Source organism: Salsuginibacillus kocurii DSM 18087 (assembly GCF_000377705.1).
In the GTDB taxonomy this organism is placed as follows: domain Bacteria; phylum Bacillota; class Bacilli; order Bacillales; family Marinococcaceae; genus Salsuginibacillus; species Salsuginibacillus kocurii.
Window position 1 is genome coordinate 304,829 of sequence record NZ_KB898626.1, and the last position, 12,850, is coordinate 317,678.

Annotated in this window: 14 protein-coding genes; 1 reads left to right on the plus strand and 13 read right to left on the minus strand. The window is 43.2% G+C overall.

Annotated features, from left to right (window positions below):
• Positions 1 to 252: 252 nt before the first annotated feature.
• From dnaB to D469_RS0110135, 11 genes are all read right to left on the minus strand, one after another.
• Positions 253 to 1,620 (minus strand): replicative DNA helicase, encoded by a 1,368-nt coding sequence (gene dnaB, locus D469_RS0110085; RefSeq protein ID WP_018923268.1) that lies wholly within the window; start codon positions 1,618 to 1,620, stop codon positions 253 to 255.
• Between the two features lie 136 nt (positions 1,621 to 1,756).
• Positions 1,757 to 2,200: a 50S ribosomal protein L9 gene (gene rplI / locus D469_RS0110090; RefSeq protein ID WP_018923269.1), complete on the minus strand. Its 444-nt coding sequence runs from the start codon at positions 2,198 to 2,200 to the stop codon at positions 1,757 to 1,759.
• A gap of 2 nt (positions 2,201 to 2,202) precedes the next feature.
• Positions 2,203 to 4,167: a DHH family phosphoesterase gene (locus D469_RS0110095; RefSeq protein ID WP_018923270.1), complete on the minus strand. Its 1,965-nt coding sequence runs from the start codon at positions 4,165 to 4,167 to the stop codon at positions 2,203 to 2,205.
• An 11-nt stretch (positions 4,168 to 4,178) separates the two neighbouring features.
• Positions 4,179 to 5,117, minus strand: a complete 939-nt coding sequence (locus D469_RS0110100) for a YybS family protein (RefSeq protein ID WP_018923271.1) — start codon at positions 5,115 to 5,117, stop codon at positions 4,179 to 4,181.
• Positions 5,118 to 5,621: 504 nt separating this feature from the next.
• On the minus strand, positions 5,622 to 5,849 hold the full coding sequence (rpsR, locus tag D469_RS0110105; RefSeq protein WP_018923272.1) for a 30S ribosomal protein S18: 228 nt from the start codon (positions 5,847 to 5,849) through the stop codon (positions 5,622 to 5,624).
• A 77-nt stretch (positions 5,850 to 5,926) separates the two neighbouring features.
• A complete protein-coding gene (ssb, locus tag D469_RS0110110) occupies positions 5,927 to 6,406 on the minus strand; it encodes a single-stranded DNA-binding protein (RefSeq protein WP_018923273.1) in 480 nt (159 codons plus the stop codon).
• Between the two features lie 24 nt (positions 6,407 to 6,430).
• Positions 6,431 to 6,718, minus strand: coding sequence for a 30S ribosomal protein S6 (gene rpsF, locus D469_RS0110115; RefSeq protein ID WP_018923274.1), 288 nt, complete (start codon positions 6,716 to 6,718; stop codon positions 6,431 to 6,433).
• Positions 6,719 to 7,090: 372 nt separating this feature from the next.
• Entirely contained in the window at positions 7,091 to 8,191 is a 1,101-nt protein-coding gene (gene ychF, locus D469_RS0110120) for a redox-regulated ATPase YchF (protein WP_018923275.1), read from the minus strand.
• Positions 8,192 to 8,195: 4 nt separating this feature from the next.
• Entirely contained in the window at positions 8,196 to 8,435 is a 240-nt protein-coding gene (locus tag D469_RS0110125; protein ID WP_018923276.1) for a hypothetical protein, read from the minus strand.
• A 66-nt stretch (positions 8,436 to 8,501) separates the two neighbouring features.
• Entirely contained in the window at positions 8,502 to 8,708 is a 207-nt protein-coding gene (locus D469_RS0110130) for a DUF951 domain-containing protein (RefSeq protein WP_018923277.1), read from the minus strand.
• Positions 8,709 to 8,924: 216 nt separating this feature from the next.
• Entirely contained in the window at positions 8,925 to 9,944 is a 1,020-nt protein-coding gene (locus D469_RS0110135) for a YkvI family membrane protein (RefSeq protein ID WP_018923278.1), read from the minus strand.
• An 83-nt stretch (positions 9,945 to 10,027) separates the two neighbouring features.
• Here D469_RS0110135 and yyaC point away from each other — a divergent pair, with 83 nt between their 5' ends.
• Positions 10,028 to 10,627: a spore protease YyaC gene (gene yyaC / locus D469_RS0110140; RefSeq protein ID WP_018923279.1), complete on the plus strand. Its 600-nt coding sequence runs from the start codon at positions 10,028 to 10,030 to the stop codon at positions 10,625 to 10,627.
• Positions 10,628 to 10,645: 18 nt separating this feature from the next.
• On the opposite strand, the gene D469_RS0110145 is transcribed toward yyaC, so the two are convergent.
• Positions 10,646 to 11,362 (minus strand): DUF554 domain-containing protein, encoded by a 717-nt coding sequence (locus tag D469_RS0110145; RefSeq protein ID WP_018923280.1) that lies wholly within the window; start codon positions 11,360 to 11,362, stop codon positions 10,646 to 10,648.
• Between the two features lie 15 nt (positions 11,363 to 11,377).
• Positions 11,378 to 12,535 (minus strand): aminotransferase class V-fold PLP-dependent enzyme, encoded by a 1,158-nt coding sequence (locus D469_RS0110150; RefSeq protein ID WP_040606773.1) that lies wholly within the window; start codon positions 12,533 to 12,535, stop codon positions 11,378 to 11,380.
• Between the last annotated feature and the right edge of the window lie 315 nt (positions 12,536 to 12,850).

A 12,850-nucleotide genomic window follows, 5' to 3' on the forward strand; every position in this document is an offset into this window, starting at 1 on the left:
TTCTCAACAGCTTATGTAAAATGAGTTTACTACTTAAAACATCTCATGTTTTGAAGAGATTTGAGTAAAAACCCTATCATAGTGTACCAACTAGCAGAAGGGAAGTCAACAAAACACGAACATTGGAACAAAATAGACATTTTATATTCGTTATTAAACTACAACGTAGGATGGACTTTCCTTCTAAGGCTATTGTTTCCCTTAATATCGAAAAAACCTCTTTTGCTAGTTAGCAAAAGAGGTTTCAATCTATTAAGCCGTAGGTGGTATGCTGCTTTCTGCATGGCTGTGATCTATATTAACAAACTTGTTGTATTCTTTTATAAACGCGAGCTCCACGGCTCCCACGGGACCGTTTCTCTGCTTGGCAATAATGATTTCAATAGTGTTTTGATTTTCAGATTCCTGGTCATAGTAATCTTCCCGATAAAGAAAAGACACAATATCGGCATCCTGCTCGATACTACCGGATTCTCTTAGGTCAGACATCATCGGCCGTTTATCCTGTCTAGATTCTACTCCTCTTGAAAGCTGAGAAAGAGCGATCACTGGTACATCCAGCTCTCTTGCTAATCCTTTCAAAGCTCTTGAGATTTCGGATACTTCCTGTTGTCTACTTTCCCCGCTCCTCGTACCACTACCTTGTATAAGTTGAAGATAGTCAATCAAAACCATCCCTAAGCCACTTTCTTGCTTAAGGCGTCTACATTTGGCCCGAATTTCACTTACTTTAACGCCTGGTGAATCATCAATATAAATACCTGCCCGGGACAGGCTGCCCATGGCCATCGTGAGCTTTTCCCAATCTTCTTCCTCCAGAGCTCCCGTCCGCATTTTCTGGGCATCAATATTTCCTTCCGCACATAACATACGCTGAACGAGCTGGGAGGCTCCCATTTCCAGACTGAAAATAGCTACGTTTTCATCTGTTTTCGTAGCAATGTTTTGAGCAATATTTAAAGCAAATGCTGTCTTACCCATGGAAGGACGTGCCGCAACAATAACCAAATCACTCCGTTGAAACCCTGCAGTCATGCGATCGAGATCAGAAAAACCGCTGGAAATCCCAGTGATATCATTGTCACGGTTTTGCATGAACTCGATGTTGTCATAGGTTTCAATTAACACATCTTTAATGGGGATAAAGGCACTGGAGTTTCGACGTTGAGAGACTTCTAGAATAGAACGCTCGGCATCGCTAATCACATCTTCAACTTCGGTTTCACTCTCGTAACCTTCTGAAGCAATTGATGTTGCTGCTCGGATTAAACGGCGTAACAAGGATTTTTCTTCAACAATTTGACTATAATAGCCAACGTTTGCTGCCGTTGGCACGGAATTCGCCAACTCCGTTAAATACGTAATGCCTCCTACCTCTTCAAGCCACTGGCGATCCTGAAGAGCTGAAGTCACTGTCACAAGGTCTACTGGTTCGCCCCGTTCGGATAATTCCATCATCACCCGATATAATCTCGTGTGAGAAGCACGGTAAAAATCATCTGGCTGCAAGCGTTCAGAAGCCGTGACAATAGCTTGGCCATCGAGAAAAATAGCTCCTAGTACAGCTTGCTCTGCTTCTATATTTTGAGGAGGGGTGCGTTCTCCGAACCATTCACTCATGTTTTCTTAACCTACCCTTCTCTCTAAAACTTTCGGTGAGGCTAGCCAACGCTATAACCCGCTCGCCTACATCTATACATGGTAGCAGTAACACAAGATAAAGAAAATGGTTGATGTATGACATCAACCATTTTCTTTATTGTTCAGATACGCGAATATTAAGAGTAGCCGTCACTTCAGGGTGAATTTTAACCGGAACTTTAGTAACGCCAAGATTACGGATCGGATCTTTCATTTCGATTTTCCGTTTGTCGATGGTATAACCCATTTTCTTTAATTTATCAGCAACTTGCTTATTAGATACTGCCCCAAATAACCGTCCAGCCTCTCCCGCCTTTGCGGTCATTTCTACGGTGGTATTTTCTAATTCTTCTTTAAGGTTTTTCGCATCCTCTAATTCTTGTGCTTCTTTCTGGCGCTCTTGTTCTTTTTTATTTTCGAGAGCGTTAAGGTTTGCTTTTGTTGCTTCAACTGCCAAATTATTCTTTAGCAAGTAATTTCTAGCATAACCTTCAGAAACTTCTTTTACGTCTCCCTTTTTCCCTTTTCCTTTAACATCCTGTTTAAAAATAACCTTCATGGTTAAGCTCCCCCTTCCAAATATTCATCAATAGCATTTTCAAGCATCTTATGAGCTTCTTCGAGGTTGGCATCTTGAATTTGGGTTGCCGCATTTGTTAAATGTCCGCCTCCATGAAGTTTTTCCATGATAAGCTGCACATTTACCTCACCAAGAGACCTGGCACTTATGCTAACACGCCCATCATTTAAACGGGATATAACAAAAGAAGCGCGGACATTATTCATGGTAAGCAGCGTATCAGCAGCTTGCGCAATCAAAATTTGATCATATGATTCATCTTCAGAAGCTCTGGCAATAGCCATGCCTTCTTGATAAATCGAAGCATTCTCGATCAGTTTGGAGCGTTTAACATATTGATCGATATCTTCTTTTAAGAGCATTTGCACAGCAGCAGTATCAGCGCCATTAGCTTTTAAAAACGAAGCTGCATCAAACGTTCTCGAGCCTGTACGAATCGCAAAACTCTTTGTATCAACCATAATTCCGGCCAACATAGCAGTAGCTTCTAGGACATCCATTTTCACTTTCTTCGGCTGATATTCTAACAGCTCAGTGACCAGTTCTGCTGTAGAAGACGCATAAGGCTCCATGTACACTAGCACTGGATCTTTAATGAATTCCTCTCCACGCCGGTGATGATCAAGCACTACAACCCGGTCGATATAGTCAAGCAGCCGCTGTTCAATAACAAGTGAAGGCTTGTGAGTATCAACAACTACTAACAGAGAATGCCGCGTCATTTCTTCCATGGCCTCATTTGGTGTGATAAAGTGAGCCCACAAAAAGTCATGTCGTTCTACTTCTTCCATTAACTTTTTTACATCAGGGTTTATTTCGTTAGGATCGACGACAATATAGGCATCTGTTTCATTTACTTCAGCAATTTTTAATACACCAAGCGCTGCGCCGATCGCGTCCATATCCGGATTTTTATGCCCCATAATGATTACCTGGTCACTCTCTAGCACGAAGTCGCGCAGAGCATGAGAGATGACGCGGGCCCGCACACGTGTCCGTTTTTCCATCGCATTGGATTTTCCACCATAAAAGCGAACTTGTCCGCTTTTTTCTTTGATGGCTACTTGGTCACCACCGCGCCCAAGGGCTAAGTCGAGACTGGACTGAGCTAACTCTCCAAGTTCACGCAGAGAAGACTCCCCGCTCCCTACCCCAATGCTGAGCGTGAGAGGTACTTTTTCTTTAGCGGTAACATCTCGAATTTCATCTAATATATCAAACCGAGTTTCTTCTGCTTCATAAAGTGAACGTTGGTTAAAGACTGCAATAAAACGTTCTGAAGAAGTCCTGCGTAGCATAATATCATGTTTATTAGCCCAATGGTTTAAAGCAGAAGTCACTTGGCTCATTAGTTTACTGCGAATCTGGTCATCCATGCCTTGAGTCACTTCATCATAATTGTCTAGATAAATAAAACCTATCACCGTTTGTTCTTCGGTGTAAAGGGCATGGGTTTCAGCTGTTTCGGTCATGTCAAAAAAGTAAAGCAAGCGCTCTTCCGGCTTTAGGGTGACATGATAATACCGATCCCCAATCGTTAATTTCTCTTCACGTTCCCCCCGCTCTATTAAGGGTGCTAACTCTCCAGAGATGTCATCAAGCGGCCTTCCCAAAAATTCATCTGGAAGATATTCAAGCATATAAGGATTCGCCCATTGCACCGCATATTGACTGTTGTAAAGCACAATACCGATGGGAATTTGAGAGACTGCTTCTTCTCCTGCTTTACTAACGCGATAGCTTAAAGTAGATATATACTGTTCTAAATCTTTTTCAAATGCAGCTCGGGCTTGGAACGTAAAAATAACAAGAAGGCCGAGCAGAAACAGGGCAATAAGACCCACTTCCCATTGATAGAAAGAGAGTATGGCAGCCATGATTACTGCAATCGTAAACAGGGCAATTACATGATATCCGTGCCACCGTTTCAGCAAAAACCTAGGCATAGCTTCAACCCCTATTTTTGATCAGTTTGCATTCGCTTCTTCAATTCAAACCCGAGATCCACGATACCGAGCAAGCGAATAAGGTCAAGAAGGAACGGAATAATTATACTGGAGCCGAGGATAAGAAAAGGTATCACTCTGCTTCCATTTCGTTGATGAAAAAATAAGAAAACAACTGTAAGACCTTGGACCGTCATTGCGATTTCAAGCAGCGGAAACACATTCCACAAGACGGTGTAACTAGGAGTGCCTTCTTCCACTCCGATAAGTACAGCGATAAGAGCCGCTAAGTAATACCAAATAAAAGATTTTGGCATATTCCAATCCCGAAATGGAGGGAATGCCTGATAGCTTTCTTTTAAACGTCGAAGAACGACATGGCTAATTCCCTGGCTGACTAAAGCCAAGCCAATTCCTGTTAAAGTAAGTATCATCGGAGTCATTTCTTGAAGAAGAGCAAGAGCTTCTTCAAACTCTTCCAATTGCTCACCTGGTTCTTGTCCTAGGGAGAAAAGCATGGATTCCGCTGAGTGTATAGACTGTTCCATGGCTTCCTGCATTGACTGTACAGGATCAATGTCAAAAATGACAATACTCCCGACAAAAACAATGATCAGTCCGACAATATATGTCAAGCTTCCTCCTACAAGTACCATCAACGCTTCTTTTTCTCGTCGAATCAGTTCACCAATCACCACTCCTCCCGAAGCAAAGAGCAGCGTAAATGGAAGCGCCAACACCCCTCCTAAAAGAAAACTGATGAAAAAAGCAGTAATCCAAACAATAAAGGCAGGCTTTAAACCAAATCGGACCGTATAGACAATAAAAGGCAGTGGAAGGAGCCAAATAACAAGAGTACCTATTACAGGTATAAAGAGGGCCATACCCACTAATATCATAAATAGGGCAAGCATAACCGCCCCTTCTGTAAGTGCTCGCGTTTGCTTCATAACCTCACCCCGTAAGTAGAAAAGCGTAGGAGCCCACTCATTGGCGCATCTTCCTTTTTTTCCTCGAAGAGGAAGCGGCCACAACGAAAAGGAATAGTAAGCCAAGGGCTCCCATAATAAATAAAAAAGGCAGAGCGCATTTGAAAATAGTGCCGCCCGCTTCTTACCCGGTGCGAGGAGGCCTCTGCCGCATTCCAGAAGAAAGAAACGGTTCCAAACCGCTAACACCAAAAGCTGAGTTAATGATACACCAGTAGTTCTATCTTCACATTTATAGAAATAATCACGGGTTTATTGTAGCTGATCACAACTAAAATGGAAAGTGACGAGTTTTATGCCTGTTAGTTATAAACTTAGGGGCCGGGAGAAATTAACTGCCTCCCTCAAAAAGCACCTTCTCTACCGACTCGTATCCTACTATTTATAGTACTTTATTATTGGCCGATAGTGTAAAAAGAGCACAGCGGCAACGGTGCCAGCTGTGCTTCGGTATTCTTACGTGAATTAGTTTTCACGAACAAATGGAAGTAGGGCCGCTTGACGCGCACGTTTAATTGCACGAGTCAATTGACGTTGATATTTAGCGGAAGTTCCTGTTACTCGGCGAGGTAAAATTTTACCGCGCTCAGAAACAAACTTTTTCAACAAGTCAACATCTTTATAATCGATTTTCTCGATTTTGTTGACCGTGAAGTAACACACTTTTCTGCGTTTTCCTCTACGACGTGCCATGAATAAAAACCTCCTTCTTACTTATTTCGTTAATCTATTAGCTAAAAGGTTCTATTATTAATTTTAGGAGCGCTACTTTAGAAAGGCAAGTCATCATCAGAGATATCGATCGCTTTGCCCTGGTCGGCAAACGGATCATTCTTTAAACTCTGAGAATCTTGCTGTCCTCCATAGCCGCCGCCTGAAGTTTCTTGCGACGGGGCCCCGTACGGATCATTGTTAGCGGTTCCACTGCCGCCTCGTGGTTCAAGAAACTGAACACTATCGCCAACTACCTCTACAACGGTGACTCGGCGTCCTTCGTTATTTTCGTAGCTACGGCTTTGCAAACGGCCATCAATACCAGCTTGACTACCTTTTTTCAAGTAATTCGCTACATTTTCGGCTTGCTTGCGCCAAACCACACAATTAAAAAAGTCGGCTTCCCGTTCGCCATGCTGATTAGTGAACGTTCGATTCACAGCAATACCGAAATTACAGACAGCCACCCCGTTTGGAGTATACCTTAATTCCGGATCACGGGTAAGCCTTCCGACTAGAACCACACGGTTAATCAACGGAACCCCTCCTACGTTTCAACTTTAATCGTCTTCGCGAACGACAAGGGAACGAATGATATCATCCGTTAACTTTTCGCGGCGGTCGAATTCATTGATGGCTTCCGTCGAAGCTTTTGCGTTAATAACGACGTAGTATCCATCATGAAAGTCGTTAATTTCATAAGCAAGACGGCGCTTACCCTTCTCATCTACCTTTTCAATCTCAGCTCCATTGTCAGTGAGAATTTTGTTGAAGCGTTCGATCGTGTTTTTGACCGCTTCTTCTTCAAGAGTTGGAGCAAGAATGTAAAGAATCTCATAATTACGCATTGTGCGTCACCTCCTTTTGGTCTTAACGGCTCCTCATAATAAGGAGCAAGGAGCAAAAACAGCAATCTGTTGTTTTTAACTCGCAATTTGCTATTATAGCAGAGCTCTTAAGGTAATACAATACTCTATCATGAAAAATTGGCGTTCTCCCGTAACATTTTACCCTTTGTTAGGCTATGCTTCCGTCCCGTACACTTACTGACTTCTACTCTGGAGACGGGAGTAACCATCTACTCACACATTTCTTCCCGTCCGTTTTTTGGCTGCTCATTTGCAAAAGTGATGCAGTTACTCTCCGGACCTCATACAGGAACCCCAATCCAAAAATGGATCAGGGTTTTAAAGAATCCCTTATGAAACAGTCATTTGCCTTCACACATTAAAACGGAAGTGAATAACATCGCCGTCTTTTACGAGGTAATCTTTACCTTCCAAGCGTACCTTTCCCGCTTCTTTAGCTTTAGCCATAGACCCCGCTTCCATTAAATCTTCATACGCTACGACCTCTGCCCGAATAAAGCCACGTTGAAAATCGGTATGGATTACGCCAGCTGCTTGCGGTGCTGTCATCCCTTTTCGAATGGTCCAAGCCCGTACTTCCTGCTCACCTGCTGTAAAGTACGTAGCAAGACCTAGTAGATCATAAGCTGCACGGATTAATTGATCCAAGCCTGCTTCTTCAATTCCTAAGTCTTCAAGGAATTCCGTCCGGTCATCACCTTCTAGTTCAGCGATTTCTGCTTCAATACTTGCGCAAATCGTAATAACTTCTGCGTTTTCCTCAGCAGCATACTCCTTCACTTTTTGCACATACGCGTTGTCTTCACTGCTTTGCAAATCTTCTTCACTTACATTCGTTACATATAAAACGGGTTTCATCGTTAGCAAATGGAAGCCATGGACGAGTTTTTCTTCCTCTTCTGTTAAGGACAGACTTCGGGCAGGCTCCTCGTTTTCGAACGCTTCTTTTAATTTTTCTAGTACACTTACTTCTGCTTTTGCTTCTTTGTCTCCAGACTTAGCCATTTTCGCCACTTTAGCAAGCCGTTTTTCTACCGTCTCCAAGTCAGCAAGGATCAACTCCAGGTTTATCACTTCGATATCCCGAATCGGATCAACGCTTCCGGAAACGTGGGTAATATTGCCGTCTTCAAAACAACGTACAACATGAGAGATGGCATCCACCTGACGAATATGGGAAAGAAACTGATTGCCCAGGCCTTCCCCCTTACTGGCTCCTTCAACAATACCTGCAATATCTGTAAACTCAAAGGCTGTAGGTACAGTTTGTTTCGGTTTTACTAGCTCTGTTAACGTTGAAAGCCTTCCATCTGGCACTTCAACAATACCAACATTTGGATCGATGGTACAAAATGGGTAGTTCGCAGATTCAGCCCCCGCTTGAGTGATTGCGTTAAATAGTGTGGACTTTCCCACATTAGGGAGGCCTACAATTCCAGTTGTTAAAGCCATTTATTTACACTTCCTTTGTTTGTAAAAATACCCGGTCACTTGAATTCATACGCTCTCCATTATAGAAAGAACATACGCGTTTGTCGAGAGGGCTTCCCTTTAAAGCCTTAACCTGCAAGCAAAAATAGCATGACTTGGTCGCCCGTTCTTTTCTATTACCTAGATCTGTAAGCTGATCCGGTATATCTTCTTCTCCATTCTCTACTCCAAGAGTTACTGTTAAGTCAACGACATCATCTGTCACCTCTTACTGCCCCCCATTTTGTTAGGCTAAATAAAAAGAAGCCGTTTCGTTTATAAAACAGCTTCTCTAGGCCTCATTACTTTCCGGCCGGTGCAATATTTTTTTCATTTTTTTCGTAAAATCTCGCCGTGGCATCATTACACTGTGCCCGCATCCCTGACATTTCAAGCGAATGTCAGCGCCCATTCGTATAATCTTCCACCGGTTCTCTCCACATGGATGAGCCTTTTTCATTTCGACAAGATCATAGAGTTGAAATGATGAGTCTGACACCACCTATGTCTCCTTCCCTCTTGTTTCTTTTGGTATGGAATCTTTTATATTATACATCATTTCCTTTCTTATCACACTTTTTTGTTGCTTTGCTCGCTGCAGTTAAGAGGCTGATGATAAGAAATAAATGGTGTCACTGCCCTGAGTGGACTTGGGGGAGAACTCCCTCTATTTAAGAGTTCTGACAACCCAGCAGCATCAGGTCATTACGACGTTTTATTTTTTTCCTATCCTTCGTAGTAAAGGATATAGAACAACAGCTGCCAATAAGTAAAGATTAATCACCCCATAGATTGGATAGAGGGTTGACACTAACGTCGAAAAACCAATCCAGGCCAGAGGCAGCATAGCCAGTAATGAAAATACCGCTAATACCGAAGTCGGTTGAGGAGAAACCACTCGCAGACGACGAACCAACCCAAACAGTCCCGTTGCAGCAGTAGTAAAGATGGCTGTCCATAACAAAAGAGTCATAAATAAAACCATCACATAAGGATATGCATTTAAAATAGCAAACAACGGAATCTCATACAATAATACATCATCTGAAACGGCTAAAAGGGACTCATTATAAAGATAGGTGACCACACCTAATATAAGGCTGCTGCCACAACAAGCGATCCATATCTCGCCGTGAGATCGTATACGGCTGCCGACCCCCGCAATCACTGCCACAATAGGAAGTAAATTTAAAGCCGTAAAGACAAAAACGGGTGACATAGAATGAAGTTCTACCGCTTCAAATTGAAAGGAACCCCCTACACTCCATTGAAACATCAGCAGAGTAATTAAAAGGGTGACAATTAAAACAGGAATCATAAATACGTTGATCGAGGTCACACCTTCTACGTCATAGCGCAGCACCCATACGAGCATGACAGAAATGAACAGGATCCCTGCCCAATAGGGAAGATGAAACATTTCCAGTGCTGCCGCTCCTCCTGCTATCATCGTACCAGTTGTGGTAAAAAGATAAAGTACAGTTAATAAATCATACACATGCGACATACGCCGGCCAACGATACGTTCAAGAACACCTATATAATCGTTGGTATGCATCGTATAACTAAGAGTCATAACTACCAATAAACATACCATGAACAATAGGGCAAACAATCCGATCGCAAGACTACTTTCCCCACTAAAAAACTGCCAGATCTCACGCCCAGACGCATACCCCGCCCCAATCATTGTGCCAATAATTAAAAACATCCATTTAAATCCTGCTAAAACCAACTTGGTCTCTCCCTTGCGCTGCGACGTTTAAAACCATAGCTTGTTTCCCATACTAGGACAAGTATGACAAGGGAGAGATATTTATGACGTTCAGCTGTGACTCTTCGAATCTGCCATTTTATAGTTACAAAGATGAAGACCCTGTCCTTCTAGCAGAAAAGATAACCACCATTATCAAACCTTTTTCTTCTAAAGAGCTAGTGATTGTCTGCATCGGTACAGACCGTTGTACAGGAGATGCTTTAGGCCCGCTCGTTGGTTCCATGCTTCACAAGAATCATTTAAAACGTTTTTGTGTGCACGGCACGTTAGAAGACCCTGTTCACGCTGTAAATATGGAAGAGCAGTTGGCTGCCATAAATAACCGCTATGAAAAACCTTTCGTGCTTGCTATAGACGCAAGCCTGGGCAAATTGAATAATATCGGTCGTTTTACTTTTGCCAAAGGAGCCGTTCAGCCAGGAGCGGCCATGAAGAAGAAACTTCCTCCTGTAGGAGATTTTTATATTACCGGTACGGTAAATGTGGTCGGGTTAATGGAACACATCGTTTTGCAAAACACTCGTTTATATCAAGTGAACGCGATGGCTGAATCGTTAGCTGAAAGTCTTTTAATAGCTGACCGCAAACTAGCTCTTCTTCATTCACTTACACCTTCTACTAAACGTTCTGTCTCTAGTTAATGGGCTTTCTTTGCGTAATTAGTAAAGACCAAATTGTTGGCTGAACCAGACAACCAAAGCCACGACCACTATTGCTGGAAGCAGGTTAGCGACCCGAATATGAAGCAAGCCTGCAATGCGCAAGCCAATCGCTATGATCATCACACCGCCGACCGAAGTCATTTCTATAATAAATAAATTTAGCATTTCCTCTGAGATCACTTTGTCAATCTGTTCTGCAAACAAGGCGATGGTACCTTGGTACAAAACAACTGGGATAGCCGAAAAAATAACTCCAATACCAAGTGTGGTGGTAAATAAAAGGGCTGTAAATCCATCTAAAAGGGATTTTGTAAATAATACATCATGTTCTAAGCGCAAGCCGCTGTCTAAAGCGCCAATTACCGCCATAGCCCCGACTACATAAATGAGGGTAGCTGTAACGAAACCATTAGCCAGACTTTTTTCACTATCCTTAGAGTTGCCCAACCTCTCCTCTAGCATCTCTCCTAAGCGATTCAACCCATCTTCAAGGCGCAGGCGTTCCCCAATCCAGGCGCCGATGGCAAGACTGGCGATAACCACTATAAATTGCTCGCTCTCTAAAGCCATATCAATACCAAGAACAACTACGCATAAGGCAAGGACTTGCATGACTGCTGTTTTAATGTGCTCGGGGATCTGCCGAAAACATAAACCGGCCAGACACCCTACTATAATAGCTGCTCCATTGACTAATGTTCCAAGTAAAACCATTTTATTTCCCGCTTTCTAACTCATGCGCAAACCTTCATAAATTTCTATTGCTGCACGTATAAATGTATCAATCTCTTCTTTGGTCGTATAAGGACCAACACTTGCTCGCAGCAGCCCTTCTGGGGAGGTTTTTATCCAACCGTGGGCTAAAGGTGAGCAATGCAGGCCGCTGCGCAGACAAATGTCATAATGTGAATCAAATATAAGGGCGGCCTCTTGGGCATCTACCCCTTTCATCTTAAAAGCAACCACCCCCAGCCTTTCTGATTCAAGGTCAGGCCCATATACCTCTAAGCCGTCAATTTCTGCAAATGCTGTGACGATCCGTTCTGTCAATTGACGTTCATGTTCATAAATGCTTGATAGACCAAGGCGTGACACTTCTTCTATTCCTGCAAGCAAACCGACAATGCCCGGCGTATTTAATGTCCCCGCTTCCAGCCGTTCAGGCAATTGCTCTGGCATTTGTTTTGCTTCAGATTGCATACCGGTTCCTCCGTGCAAAAAAGGAATAGGCTCCACTTGCTCTCCAAGGAGTAAAACCCCCGTTCCTTGAGGGCCAAGTAACCCTTTATGGCCGGGACAAGCAACCATCGAAGCGCCAAGCTTCTGCAGGTGTACAGGTAATACTCCAGCCGTTTGTGAAGCATCAAGCACCCAAGGCAAACCGGTATTTTCGATGAATAATTGTAATGGTTGCAGATTTAGTACTGTCCCGGTTACATTTGAGCCGTGACAAGTAACCACAGCTTTGGTGGCCTCAGTAGCCGCTTCTTGCCATTGCTCGTATAATATCTCACCATTAAGCGTTGGTTCCAGCCACGTTATTTTTACATTGAGACGCAAAGCTAAATCTTCCAGCGGACGACGCACGGAATTATGCTCAAGCGTCGTAGCGATTACATGATCTCCTGCATTTAGCTTCAGGGTATGAATGGCAATATTTAACGCATGGGTGGCACTGGATGTGAAGACCACTCGTTCTGGACTAGGGACATCAAATAATTTTGCCAGCTCCGATCTGGCTGCAGATACCACTTGAGCAGATTGCTTAGCCAGTTTATGGCTCCCGCGGCCAGGGTTTGCTGCATAGCTGGTAATGGCTTCAGCTACTCGTTCTGCTACTTCTGGTGCTTTAGGAAAAGAAGTCGCTGCATGATCAAGATAAATCATTTCTATCCCTCGCTTTATCACAAAATCCATTAGTATACATTCAGGCTTATGCTTTTATAAGGTTCTCTTCCGGTCTGTACGCAATAGCTACTATCTATACTCTAGCTTAACAAGCCTCGTTAACTAAAAGAAATGCTCTGCTTGAAGCTGTGAAATATAGCCGGTCCCCCAGAGACACATGCAGCACCAAACTCGTGGAACAAGTCCTAACAGCATGTGAACAAACCATCAACCTTTTTAACAACGGTGTGCAGACAAAGATTTACCCCTTGTCCAGTACACAAAAAAATAAACCTATTCACTCCATAAAAAACT